We start from the raw sequence: 15,226 nt of genomic DNA, 5'->3' as shown, positions 1-15,226 counted from the left end.
ATCTTTCTCTGGTGTAAGCAAATGCCGGCTTAGATGCGCTCAGTCAACTGGACGAGGTCGCCACCACCGCGCCCTGTTTTTGGACCTTCCGAAAGTTTATACAATTGTCTCCAGAATACCGGTGGCCGGGCGATCCTGGGACCCGCGCGTGGTCGTCTATGCTGTCCAGGCCCCCGAAGCAAGCGCCCGAGAGCCGATTCGGCAAGGCCCGTCAGCCGCGAGTACTTCATTTGCCTGGCCCAGGCCTGCCACCTGCTCCAGGCCTTCCCACGGGTAATCGGTGCCGCGGGTAGGTTCCGAACCTCGATGGGCGGCAGTCTCGGGGCAGATTGAGCCGTCACCGGACGCGCGCGGGAAAGAACTACTAGGCCGACAGCGCTCCGCCTTGACCCAGAATGGGCGGAAACTTCCCGAGCCCCACAGCATGGGCGGTCAAGTTGGCGTTGCCGAGGAGTCGACGGGTCAGCAGAGCGTCTTGCGGACACAGTCGGATAGCTTGCGCACAAAGGGGGCTCCGGAAGGGGCACCAGGATCCAAGACCTCGGTCCTGTGATGTCCGATTGACCCAGAAGAAATGGCCGCAGAGATGGCCGCGTCCTAAGAAGCGCTGCAGCACCTGATCGTGGGTGTTGATAAAAATGCCCTCGGCACTGCCATTGAGCACGAGCTCAATGAAATGCAGCGCCGGAGCAATCATTCAAGGAACGGATCCCGCCATTTAAAGCAGTTTGTCACCAAGATCGCGACCTTCAAGCGCCTCAGCTCCGCTCCTCAGGCCTTCTGCTCCGAGTGGCTTCCAGCCTAAATGTCGGCATCACACTTCCGGTTGAATTTTTTGTTTCATATTTCCCAGCCATCCTACGTCTAACTCAACGTGTCGCGCACGACAGTGAACGTTCGATCGCTTCCGACATTGCTGTCCGCCAGGGCTCATACCCCCCCGCCCAGAGATGAACGCCGTCGATCGTAGCCGGGTCCGCTCCAAGCGCCGTTTCAAGGTCGACATATTCGAAGTGGTTTTCGGCCGCAATATCACGTATCAATCCGGATATCCGATGTAGAGTATCCTCGTTGAAATACGTTCTGAGATGCCCATTGCCCAGCGGCGGTGGGCCCGCCAGAACAATCTTGGCGGCATGCTGCTGCATTAGATGGACCAGTTGCATATACTGTTCGCGGAAGTTGGGCGGCATTGCTTTGGAAGCGTCGTTCGTTCCAAGCGCGATCACAACCAGCGAGGCCTTCATTTCTTCTAACAGTTCGCTGGCAATCTGCGGATATGACTGCACGCTCGCTCCACCTATGCCCGCGTTAACGACAGGCCGCCCGCAAATGGACGAAGGCAGGCTTGCGGACTCGGTGATGCTGTCCCCTATGAACACGATCGGATCGCCGGCTTGTGACAGGTGATCACGAATGACGAACAGCCGAACGTCCAGCCTGCGATTTCCGAGATCGCGGGGAGATAGCAGCCGCTGCTCGAGCCATATGCCGTTTAGAACATGGGACTGCTCGTTCAGCCGCTCCAGCATACCGTGTTGCTGATCTTGGATATTCTTTTTGTTGTCCTCTACCGCAACCTGTAGACTGGCGAGGCCGCCGTTGACCGCGTCCAGCCGCTTCGCGACACGGCCAGCCATCCACAATCCGGTAGTCCCAACCGCGAGAACCAGTATCGCAACTACCAACAGGGAGACAAGCAGCCGCGACGGCGTAACGAATTTCATCCGCAAAAGTCCAGCATTGAGAGCTCAGTGAGTTTCTCTGCTCGCGTGATCACCGCCGGCGAGCACCTCGGGTGGCCCCACTTACCCTGCCAGCTTCACGATGTGAAGAAGAAGCCCGACAAGTGATGATCGAGCTCGTGCAGCGCGGGAGCGGATTGGGCGAGGTCAACGTGAGTCACGGCAGCGGCAGCGACCGGCGTAGATACGGCAGGACTGGTCGCCGACAGACCGATATGCCCGTCCCCGTTGAGGTCCTGACTGAACACGGACTCAAGGCTTTGAAGCGCGGTGCTGCTACCCGATACCACGCCGAGCACGTTGCCGGTGTAGTTGCCACTCGAGTCAGTGCTCCACATGGTAAAATTATCCGCACCAGAAGTTTTCCAGGCAAAATCAAAGCCGCTCGCGGTCTGCTCGGCGCCAATCGGCGTCCAGGCTCCAAACTGTCCGCTTACGACGGCAGTCCCATCGTACTTCAACAGTGGACCGGAATCACCCAGCTCGAAGTTGCTTCCGACCTGCAAGAGATTGGTAGAGCCCCTAGATTCGATCACGGGATATCCTATGGTACCGTCCCCGTTGAGATCTTGGTGGAATACCGTTATCTCCAGGCTCTCTAGCGCAGCGCTCCTACCCGACACCATCGGCGTTAGATTGCCCGTGTAGTTGCCGGTCGCGTCCGTAGCCCAGACTGTGTACGCGTCCGCGCCGGGCACCTTGAGGGCTACATCAAAGCCACTGGCGGTTTGCTCGGCGCCAATCGGCGTCCAGGCTCCAAACTGCCCAATCGTCACAGTCGCGCCAGCGTATTTGAGCAGCGGGCCAGAATTGCCCAACTCGTAGTTGTTGCCGGCCTGCAAAAAAGCCGTGGCGCCGATGGCCTCGATAGCCGGAAATCCAACTGTGCCGTCACCATTGATGTCCTGGTGAAACACTGTCTCCAGACTTTCCAGCGTCGCATCATGGCCGGACACGATCTCGGTTAGATTGCCCGTGTAGTTACCGTTCGAGTCGGTACTCCAGACTGTGTAGTTATCCGTTCCGGGGACCTTAAAGGCTACATCGAAGCCACTGGCGGTCTGCTCGGCGCCAATCGGGGTCCAGGCTCCAAACTGCCCAATCGTCACAGTCGCGCCGGCATATTTGAGCAGCGGGCCAGAATTGCCCAATTCGTAGTTATTGCCCGCTTGCAAAAGAGTGGTGGCGCCGATCGCCTCGATAGCCGGAAATCCAACCGTGCCGTCGCCATTCAGATCCTGGTGAAACACTGTCTCCAGATTTTCCAGCATCGTATCCTTGCCGGACACCATCGGCGTTAGATTGCCCGTGTAGTTGCCGGTCGCGTCCGTAGCCCAGACTGTGTACGCGTCCGCGCCGGGCACCTTGAGGGCTACATCAAAGCTACCGGCGGTTTGCTCGGCGCCAATCGGCGTCCAGGCTCCAAACTGCCCAATCGTCACAGTCGCGCCAGCGTATTTGAGTAGCGGGCCAGAAATCCCGAGCTCGTAATTGCTGCCCGCTTGCAAAAGAGCGGTCGCGCCGATCCCCTCAATGACCGGGTATCCCAGCGTGCCGTCGCCATTGAGATCCTGGTGAAACACCGTCTCCAGATTTTCCAGCGTCGCATCCTTGCCGGACACGATCGGCGTCAGATTGCCCGCGTAGTTGCCGGCCGCGTCCGTAGCCCAGACTGTGTACGCGTCCGCGCCGGGCACTTTCCAGGCGAAATCAAATCCGCTCCCTGTTTGCTCGGCACCAATCGGAGCCCATGGCGAAAACTGAGCCGTGCTAACCGCCGTTCCGTTGTACTTAAGCAGAGGGCCGGAGTTGCCCAAATAGTAACCCATGCCGATCTTGACCAGTGCGGTGGTGCCATAGGATTCGATCGTGACCGGATTGTTTAGCGCGAGATGGAAGCCCAATGCATCCAGCTGCTTCAGGTCGCTCGCGGTAAGTCCCTGGATCGTGCTGCTCGTGTAGAACTCATTGAATGGATCGTTCGCCCCCTGCACACCCGAGTTGAGGAAATCGCTGGGATCAGACGTCTGGCCGTAGTCCGCGAGCTTACTAGCGCCCCCATCAAGCGAGAAGTAAGCCGCTGGAGCTGTTGCCCCACCCTGGAACAGCCGAGCGCCCGAGCTGGTAAATCGGAACAGATCGAAGATGTCAGGCGCCGAACCGTAGGGCACCCGCCCGATTGCATGTGTAAGTTCATGCAATGCCACTCCGACCAGCAGATTGGGGTTGATGTCGGTTGCGAAGGTGGCGCTTCCGTCATCAGTCGTGAGGTCGTTAGCCCCCAGCACACCCCAAAGCTTCAGCTGAGTATTCCAAACTGCGACGCTGGCCTGGCCCTGAATGGAGGAAGCATTCGGCAGCTCATTGAACGTCATATCCGCCGGGCTAGCATGGCTCAGTAGATTAGACCTGACCCAGCTGTAGTTCTCGTACAGCCCACTGTCCGGGCCGGCGGCGGCGCCGCCGCCCGTCCCGCTGTAGTCGATCTTGATGTTGACGGTGATCTGATCGGTGATGTTGGCGGCGAGAATAGCCACTGCCTGCTGGATACCGGCTCGGAAGCTGGGGGGTGCCGCCATTGCCGCCGCATCGAAAATTAGGTTGAACGTGATCCCTCCCGACGTGACTGAGGTCAGGGAACTCGGATTGGACGTGTCGATCGTCGATCCGGACGAGCCGACCGGTATGTAGCTGCCCTGGATGGAGCTTCCCGTGACGGTGAAGAAGGGATCATCGGACGGCACCGATAAGGGGCCTCCAGGCAGCCCTGCTGCATGACCCCAGAGCGCTTGGAAGCCTACCCAAGTACTTGGGTCAAAGCTGGACACGGACGTGTCGTCCGGACTGGCAGATCCAATACGGGTTTGAGAAAACAAGCTCATACCTCTTCCTGCTCATCCGCATTCGCCGTCAGAATGGCAGGCCATTGGTCCGGTCAGAGATCTCAGACGCGGAACGCTACTGGGCTGCAGCTGCCATCTGCTCGCGGGAGCCGAGCATTCGCACAACAGGTTAATTTAGGGTGTTTGGAGGCCCTGAGCCCGTGCAAACACCACCGCCAGCGAAGCGAACCGCCTCTGATGCCCGCCGCATGTCCCTGCGAAGGGCTACAGCATAACATCGCAATTGCGGACGGATCAGGGCGAATCTGCATTCGCGACCCTTTAGGCCGTAGTTATACGGACACTTGGCGCCCGGAAGATTTGGAGTGCTCCCTTGCCGGAACGCACCGAGATGGTAGCGCGTCCTCCCGAGTTCGGTGAACGGACGACGAAGTACTGGCCGATTCAGCCTACAGCGTCGCACGCGAGCAAAAAAGAGGCCCCGGGCATAGCAAAACAGCAGGCAAGAGCGCCCTTCCCGGTACACTCCGGTGCAGGAAGGATGGCCTTCCTGCAGCCGTATACGGCCCAGTTCCCGATCACCGCAAGCTGCCGCTGTACACCGCCTCGTCGGGTGAGAATGGTGACCCTGAAACTTGCGGTTCGTGCATAGCTTCCGAGGGTCGGACAAATACGGCGCGGCATCCCGTGGCATCAGCACGACGCATGCCTCCCTCAACGGCCTTCAAGGTGCTATCGGCGTGATTAGGAAGTCCGATCAGACTTCTTCGAGCACCGGTCTCAAGCACCGCCAATTGGTCAGCCGAAAGGATGCCATCGCTCATCGAAAGCAAGCGTTCCGATGCTAGCGGGTTCAACTCCGATGTGAACTAAGGGCCCAATTTGGAACAACCGCAGAAATCAAGTACGCCTCGCCAGCATCCATTTCATGTTCAGATAGGGCCAAACCCGTCCGACAGATTCCCAATCCCAGGCCTTCGATGTTGTCAAGCGGCCGACCGCCCGGCTCAATGCGGGCTCGTCCACCAACTCGGCGAATGCCGGAACGTTCTGATCGAGCAGGCTGGCCGTCCAGCCGGCAAGAGGCCCGTTCAGCCACTCCGGCATCGGCGAGTTAAACCCCACCTTTCGGCGTCCCATGCGGATGGACTCCGGCATCTGGTTTTCCATTGCCCGCCGCGCAATGACTTTCGTGAGACCACCGGAGGATTTGCTGCTCTCCGGCAACGCCATCGTGTAGGTCACCAGGCGCCAGTCCATGAACGGCATCCGGACCTCGATGCCATGGGCCATCGAGAGGCGATCGTAGTTACGCAGAATTGTCGGCAATACGGTGCCGTGAAACATTCGATAGAGGCGGCGATTGAACGAGCCCCAATCGCGCGGCAGCACGTCGTCATCGCCCACAAGACTGAGCTGGCCGGGAACCTGGCGCAGTCCGCCGCGCAGGAAATACTGCCCCTGACGCTTGATCATCAGCGCCCTCAACAGATCGACGCCGCGCTTGGTCAACGCCGAATTCGAGGAAATTCCCGCAAGGGCATTTCTAATCCAGAAAGCGCCGTATTGCCCCCCCTGGAAATAGCCCCCCATCAACTCATCGGCCCCGTGGCCATCGATCGACACCGGCACGTTCTGGCGTCTGAGTTCACGATAGATCAACCAAATCGCACTCGGAAGCCCGATATAGACGTCATCATTGTCGTCGAGGATTTGGTCCAGCTCCCTCAGAGCGTCCGCCCGCCCGATCTCAAGGTAGGTCGGATTGATTTGCGCCCAAGCAGCCGCCTCCTCGGCCATTGGCCGCTCATCGTTCGATGCGCCTGGAAATGTCGCGACAAAGGCGTGGCGCCATGACGTACTGTCGCGCGGACCCATCCCGGCCCTTTCGTGCGCAGCCATGCTGCAAATCACTGCTGATGAATCGAACCCTCCCGATAAGCAAGTTCCGATCGGCACGTCGCTGCGCATCCTCAGCGCTACGGCATCCTGGAACAATTCATGAAAGCGTTCGACGCGCTCGGCTTCGGTCGTCGGCACCTCCGGCAAATGATCAACGGTGCGCCACCAGCGTCGAATCTCCAGCTGTCCGTGACGCAGCCACAAGCAATGGCCGCTCTGCAAGCGACGCACCTCCTGGCAGAGGGTCCGCTCGCTACCTTCAACTCCGAAGGCATCCAGCAACAACCGCCGCGCGACGTCGACGTCCAGCGACGTCCCGATCAAACCGCTTCGCACTAGGGCGCGTTGCTCCGATGCGAAAACAAAGCGCTCCGGCGACATCGCATAGAGCAGCGGCTTGATGCCGAAGCGGTCGCGCGCGAGGAACAGTTCCCTTGTTTCGGTGTCGTAGATTGCCAGCGCCCACATGCCGTTGAAGCGCGACAACATCCCCTCCCGCCATTCCCGCCACGCAGCAAGAATGACCTCGGTATCCGATTGAGTGCGGAAGATCGCGCCCCGCTCCTCGAGTTCGCGCCGAAGCTCGAGGAAATTGTAGATTTCGCCGTTGAAGACGATCACATGGCGACGATCAGCCGACAACATCGGCTGGTAGCCGCCCTCTCCCGGATCGATAACCGCCAGCCGGCGATGCCCCATGGCGACATCGCGATCGGCACTGAACCAGGTCCCCGCGCCGTTCGGGCCGCGATGGGCCAGGAGATTCGTCAAGCGCGATATCGGCTCCTGCTCAATCGCGTTGCCACGGAAATGAACGATACCCGCAATCCCGCACATGGCTAGAAGACTTTCGCTGACAAAAGGCGGCTCGCAATCACACGCATATCCCGCCGACATGTCGCGTCATACGTGCCGCTTCGCGAAACGGCAACGACTATCATGAAATGCTGGCCGCCAAGGCAGTGTCTCATCCTTCTGTCGCCGAGAACTATCCGAACTTCTTGAACAGTGCGTCCATGAAGATGACGTGGCCGTCCCCTGAAGTAAATTGCTCTATGGCTCCGGCGAAACGATGTCCCGTCTCGCCCAGCAGTTTACTCAGGTCTTCAAAAGTCGGGGCTCCCTTGTAGAGCTCGTCAAAGGAAATCTCGACGATCACCGCCTTTGCCGCCGCTATCGTTCTCCTGCCTCCCGCAATGACTTCGGCTTCATAACCCTGAACATCTATTTTGATCACGAGATCTTCGAACGGTGGCATTGGGAATCCGGCGCACACGTCGTCAAGCGTCCGGACTTCGACGGGAACGCTGGCCTGAGCGCGAGTTTGCGGAAAGAGCTCCTCACACATCTCCGTCGTAGGCATAAGCGACGACGACGGAGAATGCTCGCTATGGAAGTGCATGTCCACCACAGCTTGCGTGGCCCCGAGCGCAAAGTTCAGAGCGGTCATGCGACCGTCACTGTCCCGTTCGATGCCTTTCAAAAGCTTGTATGCCGCGGGAAGCGGCTCGAAGCACCAGATCTTCGCTCGGGGAAATCGCTTTAGGGCCACACGCGCGAACTGCCCCGCATTGGCTCCGATATCCAGCACATTTCGCACATTTTCGCCCGAAAGTCCGAGCAGCGTTTCTTTCGGACTCTTGGACAAGCGTTCGACGTGAAGATCAAATTTAGCGAGAAATGCAGTGGCGAGGTGCTTCATGCTCATATGTCAACGGCCTTCGTTCCGCCATGTCGCTTTGGCGACGGCAGCAAGCTGTCGCGTATCACCCTTGTGGAGGGATTGGTCAAGACCGCCAAACCGATCACGAGCGTTCCGCCAGCCAGCCCCGCCAGCGCACTTGTTAGTGCGCCAAGCGACGCCTGCATAGCGAAGTAGAACGTCAGGCTTGCTATCGGCGCAACGGCGCAAAGAATTGCAAAGCGCAGATCCGAAGGCCGCCATAGTTGTTCCGAACCGCCAAGGCTGTTGGCATGCACCATTCGCATGCACCAGACGCTCCCGACGAAGAGTCCGGACGTAACGCCGGCAACAACTCCGCGCTCGCCAGCAACCAGGCTGAATGCATAAGCAAGAACGGAACTACCAACAGAGATCAGCAAGTGGGAAACGATAACGGGAGATAGGTATCCTGCGGCCGTAGCCAGGAAGTAGGCGGGCGCACTCAAAACGTTGATGGTCCAACCCACGCTCAGTATCGCGACAAAGACGACAAACGAATCGTTGCTCTTGCCTATCCACAGTATTGCGATCAGTGGAGCCGAGACGACAAGGCCTGCCATCGTCGGCAGCGAGAAGAAGAGCGTCATGGACAAGGCCGAGCGATAGGCAGTCAGGAGCTCTACGCGAGAGAGAGCGGACAGCCGGGCAAAGTAGGGCGACATGACCTGATTTGCCATGACGATCAGGTTTCTCGCCTGCTGCAGCAAGCGAGAGGCCATATCGTAGTAGGCGACAGCGTCGAGCGTTTCGACCCTGGCCATGATGATCCGTGTAGCGGGCTCAAATATCAACATGGCAAGGCCGGCAGCATGCAGCTTCAAGCCGTAGGCGAAGAGCAGGCGCATGTCCTTGCGCCCGGCTCTTCGTGGCACTAAACGAAATCCCGGAAGGCTGCGCTTCAGATACAAAGCGGAAACTGCGATCGAGACTAGGTGTTGAATGATCTGCGCCCACGCGACACCGAGAAGTCCGTAGACCGGCACAAGCGATACAGTTGCGGAGAGCATGACCAGCGTCGCAATGATGTTTGCATAGGAGCGCTGGTCGGTACGGAAGACCGCCGTAAGCGCGTTCAGATAAATTTGCCCCATCGTCATGACCGCAAGCAGCACTAGTGCCCATGGGATCAGCGCTTGCGCATCATGCAAAGAACCGTGAACGGACAATGGGATCAAGAACCACAATGCCGCGGCTGACACGAGACCCAACGGCGCAAGGAGAACGATAGTCCCCACGACTGCGGTATCGACCAGATCCGGCGAGCGCCGAGGATCATCGGTCTGCAATGGAAGGTAACGAATCAACCCCCTCGACAGCCCGAGATCGGCACCGCGTCCAATCGCTGCTATACTGAAAACGACGGCCCAAAGGCCCACCTGATCCGAGCCGAGAGCACGCAGCAGGTATCCGTACAGAAATGCAAGTGCGACGCCCTGGCTAACAACGTCGGCCAGGGAGGCTATCGCCTGCCTAGTGACAGTCGCACGCATCGATGACGCCCAACTTCTCGCGCGGCATAAACATCAGATTGGTATAATTATACCTTATTTGGGTCTGATGTGGCGTGGGGCCACTTCTTGACGCCTCAAACGCAACGTATCCACGGGGAATCAGCCATTCAACGATGGATCGTGAAGTGGGAACGTTCGGAAGATCGAAATCGCCGAATTCTGCGATGACGACAGGCCTGTATTTCGCGAGCGATTGTTCGGCACCGATCAAAACCCTCAGTTCGGCGCTCTCCGCATCGATCTTCATAACGTCGATGCGTTGATGGTCCAGCTCGTTCCAGATGTCGTCGAAGCGGCGCGCCCGCACATCGACAGGGATTCCGGTTCGCTCGAGCCCACGTCCAACGAAAGCAGAGTTGAACGATGAATGCGCGTCCCCGTAGTCGCGAAACTCGATTGTTTTCTCCTCGTCGAAAGCGGCGTACTCAACGACGCGCGCACAACCGGCGACAATCGAGCTGGAGAGGTTCGCGCTCAGGAGACTGCGTGTCCGAGGCATGGGCTCGAACGCAACCACATGCCCTCCCCCTCCGACCAGCCGAGCGGCGAGTTTCGAAAAAAACCCAAAGTGAGCGCCAATATCCACGAATGTGTTGCCCTCGCGCAGAGCTGCAAGCAAGAAACGGCAAACGTTTTCATCGTAATAACCGAAACGATAAATCATCGCCGAAACCGGCTCGGGAACCACAACCCGCATTGTCTCGCCCCAGAACGTTTGGGCAGGAACTTCCCTGACGCGCCCAAGCGTCCGTAGCAACGCGGGCGTCAAAGCTCGCAGGGGGTCGGCGACTAGTCGCTGTACCCTTGACGCATTCCGCCGGTCGACTGCTGCCTCAAAGGCGTCGGCAAGTTCTCCGCTCAAGCTTCGCGACACGACCAACTCCTAGCCACCACCTGTCCTTCAAGGTCTATATGTGGGTCATAACGAGGTTCGCTTAGGTCGTCTACCGCGAATAATTGCCACTTACGGTCATCGCATGACCGATAGGCTCATAGGTTCGTTGGGGATCTTCCTTCCCGAGATCGCAGGAGGCCTCGCCAGGGGCCGGTCGCGCCTCAGGCGCGCCGGCGTCCCCTGAGTTCTTGGACCAACCTCAGTACGAGTTTTCCGGCTGGGCGGGCCCTAGCCAATGATGAAGCCCCGGTTTATAGAGCAACAGATCGCGTTCGCGACAGAGACAGCAATCACGAGGAGGCGCGCCGATCACGCAGGTGGAGATGATCTACTTCGTTCGGGCATGCTTCGAAATCGCGATGTGCGTGCATCGATTGAAGATTGCATATCACAATTCCTAGCACCGCAACCAGCTGCTTTAGTGAGAGATCGCCGCGAAGTTCATCTAGCTTTCATCCACAACCAGCACTTCTTGACAGACGGTCGCAAGCGGTCGAAGGATGGATCGGCAAATCCTGAATTTGGGGGAACCGGAACAACTTCATAATGACTGCTCCGATTGCACTTTTCGTTTTTCGACGGCCTGACAAAACGAGAGCCACGCTGGAATCTCTCGCTCGCTGCAGGGGGATAGAAAACACTGATTTGTATATTTTCTGCGACGGTCCTCGCGGCATAAGCGACGAGCAAGCGGTCGCGGATGTACGCGCTATCGTCGAGGCCTTCGAGCATCCACGAAAGACCCTCGTCATCGCGACCGAGAACCAGGGCCTCGCCCACTCGATCATTGCCGGTGTGACTCGCTTGTGCGAACAGTACGGCCGCGTCATTGTCGTCGAAGATGATCTAATCGTCTCGTCTGCATTTCTTGACTATATGAACGCCGGTCTCGATACCTTTGCAGATGATCCACGCGTCATGCAGATCTCTGGATTTGCGTTTGCGCGAAGCAACGCATCGCCGAGTTCGGCAGCACGGTTTTTGCCGGTCACAACGTCTTGGGGCTGGGCCACATGGTCAAGATCGTGGCACGATTTTGATCCCGAGGCGCGAGGTACCGACGCCTTGCGCTCCAATTACGCACTTAGATCGCGCTTCGATCTTGGTGGGCTATTTAGCTATTACGATATGCTCCAGAGGCAGCAAGCGGGCCGCATAGATAGTTGGGCAATTCGATGGTACTGGTCGGTGTTCCGTCGAGATGGGCTAGTACTCTACCCTCCCGTCAGCCTCGTTCGGAATGATGGGCTCGACAGCTCGGGAACTCATACGTCTCGTTCAAAATTGCTATGGCGAGGCCTAAATCACGAGCTACCGGAATCGTCGCCGCCGATGCCCGGCCAGGTTGCAATCAATCAGGCATCGCTTGCCGAGCTCGCGAGCATCGTAGATCCCCTCTTCTATCGGAGAGCAAGAAACCTTTTGCGATGTCTGCTTTTCCGCGTCAATCTCAGGATGCAAACCTCAATTTGAGGACCAAGGTAACTTTCGGAAGAGGGGGTGAATGATGAGCGGCGTTTTACTTCGATCACTCAGCCTCACTTTATTGAGCCTCCTGCCGATCGCGTCGCTAGTGTATTTTCTCTCACTACAATTGCTAGGTATCAACCACGAATCCTCATATTTTGCTGTCTGGTCCGTAGCTGTTTGGTTTATACCTCTGGCTCTCCTTCTGCCGAACTTCATCCGTCACCAGGTGAGCATTACAGGAATAGACGTTACATTCTGCCTCGTTTCTGTCTTGCTTGCGGTCCATCTCAAAGTTTTGACACTCCATGCAGGTCTACGCGACTGGGCCCTCCTCGTGACGTTCTGGGTCGGCCCCTACGCTGCAGCGAGGCTCGTTTCCGCGCAGGACATAATGCGCTTTCTCAAGATCCTCGGAGCGATAACGCTGACAGTAAGCGCAGCGGCGATCGCGTGGCAGTTCTCACTGCAGTTGACGGCGGGCGATAATTTACGACCGGTCATGCTGGGCCTTAACCACGGCGTACTAATCGTGGCCGTTGCGCTCGGCATCACCGTGGTGATCCAAGCCAGCGGCGCGTCCGGGAAATGCTCGATCGCAACCTGGACAAGGCCGATGATCGCCGCGCTGGTCACCGCTGCGCTCGTGGTAGTCGGAGCGCGCGGCGTCGTTATCGCGACCATCGCGACTGCCTTGCTAATGGTACTGGCTCCCACCCGCGATGGACGCCGCGGGCGCATTGTCGTTTTCGCCGCTATACTTGTCGGAGCCACGCTCGCACTGATATTGAACCACGCTGCCCGCGACTTCATGGTGCGCACATATCTGCCGCTAGAACCGCCGGTGGGGGCTGGCCTTCCGGGCTTGGGACGAGACTCGCCGGCAGGCGCTGGCGTTCTGAGCTTGGGAGGAGACTCGGAACCGCCGGCGGGCGTACCGCGGGAGGAGTGTGATCAACTTTTTAAAATGGTTGATTCGACGCCGATTCGGATTTGGTTGATTCAACAAGGCTTCTTACTTTTTCGAGAAACGCCAGTATTCGGAATCGGGCTCGAAAACTTCGCTGCCCGCACTTGCCCAGGCAGCTTTCCGCATAACACTATTTTACAAGCCTTCGTCGAGATGGGCGTTGTTGGGGGCATCGCGTACGTACTACTGCTCGGCACTGCGATATTCTTGTTAATCGGCTTGACGATTAACCGTCTCCCTTGCACGAGTCGCCCAGCGATTGTTGTGCTCGCATTGCTCTTATTCTTCATAATTCTCGATCAATTCTATGGACGGATCCTTTTGTCGTCGACAGCTGGTCTCTTGCTGGGCTTTTCAGCATCACTGGTCACGAGATCCGAGCATCCGCACTTGCGCGGCTGGCCTATTCGAAATTCTGAAAACTCTCGGTGAGATGACTATGACGAATGACCAAGCGTTTCGCGGGACGACCGCCTCCTTCCCCACTCTGTCGATCATCACACCGTCCTTCAACCAAGCAGAGTTCTTGCCTCAGACGCTCGACAGCGTTCTCAACCAGAAATATCCAAAACTTGAATACATTGTCATCGACGGTGGTTCCACAGATGGCTCCCGGGAGATTATCGAACGCTACAGTGACCGTTTGGCCTTTTGGGTTAGCGAGAAAGACCGAGGCCAAGTGCACGCTCTCAACAAGGGATTGCAGCGCGCCACTGGCGACTGGGTGGGCTGGCAAAATTCCGACGACTTCTATTTGCCCGGAGCTTTTAAGTCATTTGCCGTGGCCACTAAACGCTATCCATATGCCGACATTGTTATAGCCGACATCGTCCTTGTCGACGAGGCTGGCGCGCCGATTCGAGATGTCAGGTACGTCAAGCCAACCTACGAAAGTGTATTCGCAGAAGGCATGCTGCTGGCAAATCAGGCAGCGTTCTGGCGTCGAGGGCTGCACGAGCGAGTTGGTTTTTTCGATGAGAGGTACAATTGCTCGTTCGACTATGATTGGTTTATTCGCCTCTTAAAGTGTGGGCGCGCGGTTCATGTCCGGGAACATTGGGGCTGCCTTCGGCATCATAGCCAAACCAAGACGAGTGTTCTTGCCGAAAATTTTGCGAAGGAGAACTTGGCAATCCGCGGTGGGCACGCGCCCTCAGGCCTGAGCGTGGCCTACTCCCAGTTGCGCCGCTTGGCCCTGACGCTCGCCTATGGAGATATTGGATACATTATGCGCGGGTTACGACGGCGCACTATCGGAAAATGAAAATAATTGCCGCGGTTTCGTTTTGATTTTCGAAACGGCGCTGACGAGATTGTTTTGATGCCTGATCCTGATTGCGCGCCTAAGCAAGTCTTTAGCTGATGAGAAAGCCGCCAACATGAGCATGAGAGGCAGAGACATTTGGAAACTGTGAACCTCGGTGAGATGGGCCGGAGCTATTGGGGCTGCGGTAGTAGGCTTACTAACGGCGGCGACTGGAGACGTTCCGATCGTGCCGTCTCCATTCAGGTCCTGATGGAATGCGGTTTCGAGAGACTCTAGCGCGGTGCTGCCGCCGGACACGATCCCGGTCAGATTGGTGATGTAGTTGCCGCTCGCATCCGCGCTCCAGACAGTGTAGCTGTCACTCCCAGGAACTTTCCAAACGAAATCGGAGCCGCTCGCCCGTCTGCTCTGCCGCTATCGGAGCCCACGGCGCACTGGCCGGTGACGACCGCCACGCCGTTGTATTTTAGTAGTGGACCTGAGCTGCCGAGCTCGTAGTTATTGCCGGCCTGCAGGAGGCTGGTTTGGCTACAGCCTCGACGCTTGGGAACCCGATCGTGCGATCTCCATTCAGGGTCGATGGAATACGGTTTCGAGAGACTCCAGCGCGGTGCTGCCACCGGTCACGATCCCAGTCAGATTGGTGATGTAGTTGCCGCTGGCATCCGTGCTCCAGACCGTGTACGCGTCCCCACTAGGCACTTTCCATGCGAAGTCAAATCCGCTCGCCGTCTGCTCCGCCGCGATCGGAGCCCAAGGGGCGAACTGACCGCCGACGACCGGCGCTCCGCCGTACTTCAGCGCCCGGCCGGAGTTGCCCGTAAGCGTAGCTCTGCGGCCCTTTTGAATGACGCTTGACGCCTATTTTGTTCGCGTGGCGCGTCGCCGAGGTCTCCATGTGTC

At 57.9% G+C, this 15,226-nt stretch carries 10 protein-coding genes and 1 pseudogene; 3 read left to right on the top strand and 8 right to left on the bottom strand.

The features are described from left to right. Window positions 1–869 precede the first annotated feature (869 nt). From XH80_RS18650 to XH80_RS18625, 6 genes are all read right to left on the bottom strand, one after another. Window positions 870–1,727, bottom strand: coding sequence for an SGNH/GDSL hydrolase family protein (locus tag XH80_RS18650; RefSeq protein WP_271599810.1), 858 nt, complete (start codon window positions 1,725–1,727; stop codon window positions 870–872). 95 nt (window positions 1,728–1,822) lie between these two features. After that, window positions 1,823–4,489, bottom strand: coding sequence for an NF038122 family metalloprotease (locus XH80_RS18645; protein WP_271599809.1), 2,667 nt, complete (start codon window positions 4,487–4,489; stop codon window positions 1,823–1,825). A 999-nt stretch (window positions 4,490–5,488) separates the two neighbouring features. Next, window positions 5,489–7,387 carry an asparagine synthase (glutamine-hydrolyzing) gene (gene asnB, locus XH80_RS18640; protein WP_271599808.1) on the bottom strand — a complete coding sequence of 633 codons (1,899 nt, stop codon included), beginning with the start codon at window positions 7,385–7,387 and terminating at the stop codon, window positions 5,489–5,491. A 91-nt stretch (window positions 7,388–7,478) separates the two neighbouring features. Next, on the bottom strand, window positions 7,479–8,192 hold the full coding sequence (locus XH80_RS18635) for an FkbM family methyltransferase (RefSeq protein ID WP_271599807.1): 714 nt from the start codon (window positions 8,190–8,192) through the stop codon (window positions 7,479–7,481). Window positions 8,193–8,194: 2 nt separating this feature from the next. Continuing rightward, window positions 8,195–9,703 carry an oligosaccharide flippase family protein gene (locus XH80_RS18630; RefSeq protein ID WP_271599806.1) on the bottom strand — a complete coding sequence of 503 codons (1,509 nt, stop codon included), beginning with the start codon at window positions 9,701–9,703 and terminating at the stop codon, window positions 8,195–8,197. Continuing rightward, a complete protein-coding gene (locus XH80_RS18625; RefSeq protein ID WP_271599805.1) occupies window positions 9,684–10,421 on the bottom strand; it encodes an FkbM family methyltransferase in 738 nt (245 codons plus the stop codon). Before XH80_RS18625 ends, XH80_RS18630 begins: the two co-directional genes overlap by 20 nt. A 744-nt stretch (window positions 10,422–11,165) precedes the next feature. On the opposite strand from XH80_RS18625, the gene XH80_RS18620 reads away from it, so the two are divergent. The 3 genes from XH80_RS18620 to XH80_RS18610 are packed head-to-tail and all read left to right on the top strand — an operon-like array spanning window position 11,166 to window position 14,320. Further along, window positions 11,166–12,092, top strand: a complete 927-nt coding sequence (locus XH80_RS18620; RefSeq protein WP_271599804.1) for a hypothetical protein — start codon at window positions 11,166–11,168, stop codon at window positions 12,090–12,092. Between the two features lie 31 nt (window positions 12,093–12,123). Next, a complete protein-coding gene (locus XH80_RS18615) occupies window positions 12,124–13,488 on the top strand; it encodes an O-antigen ligase family protein (RefSeq protein WP_271599803.1) in 1,365 nt (454 codons plus the stop codon). Between the two features lie 7 nt (window positions 13,489–13,495). After that, entirely contained in the window at window positions 13,496–14,320 is an 825-nt protein-coding gene (locus XH80_RS18610; RefSeq protein WP_271599802.1) for a glycosyltransferase family 2 protein, read from the top strand. Here XH80_RS18610 and XH80_RS44000 read toward each other — a convergent pair. Then, window positions 14,294–14,650: pseudogene (locus XH80_RS44000) on the bottom strand (hypothetical protein); the annotation flags it as partial. The gene XH80_RS18610 and the pseudogene XH80_RS44000 sit on opposite strands and share 27 nt — an antisense overlap. Before the next feature lie 243 nt (window positions 14,651–14,893). Continuing rightward, a complete protein-coding gene (locus XH80_RS43995) occupies window positions 14,894–15,172 on the bottom strand; it encodes a hypothetical protein (RefSeq protein ID WP_442869154.1) in 279 nt (92 codons plus the stop codon). Window positions 15,173–15,226 lie beyond the last annotated feature (54 nt).

Source organism: Bradyrhizobium sp. CCBAU 45384, from assembly GCF_028128665.1.
Classification (GTDB): domain Bacteria; phylum Pseudomonadota; class Alphaproteobacteria; order Rhizobiales; family Xanthobacteraceae; genus Bradyrhizobium; species Bradyrhizobium manausense.
The sequence above is the reverse complement of the archived record's forward strand: the minus strand, read 5'-3'. Positions and strand labels throughout refer to the sequence as shown.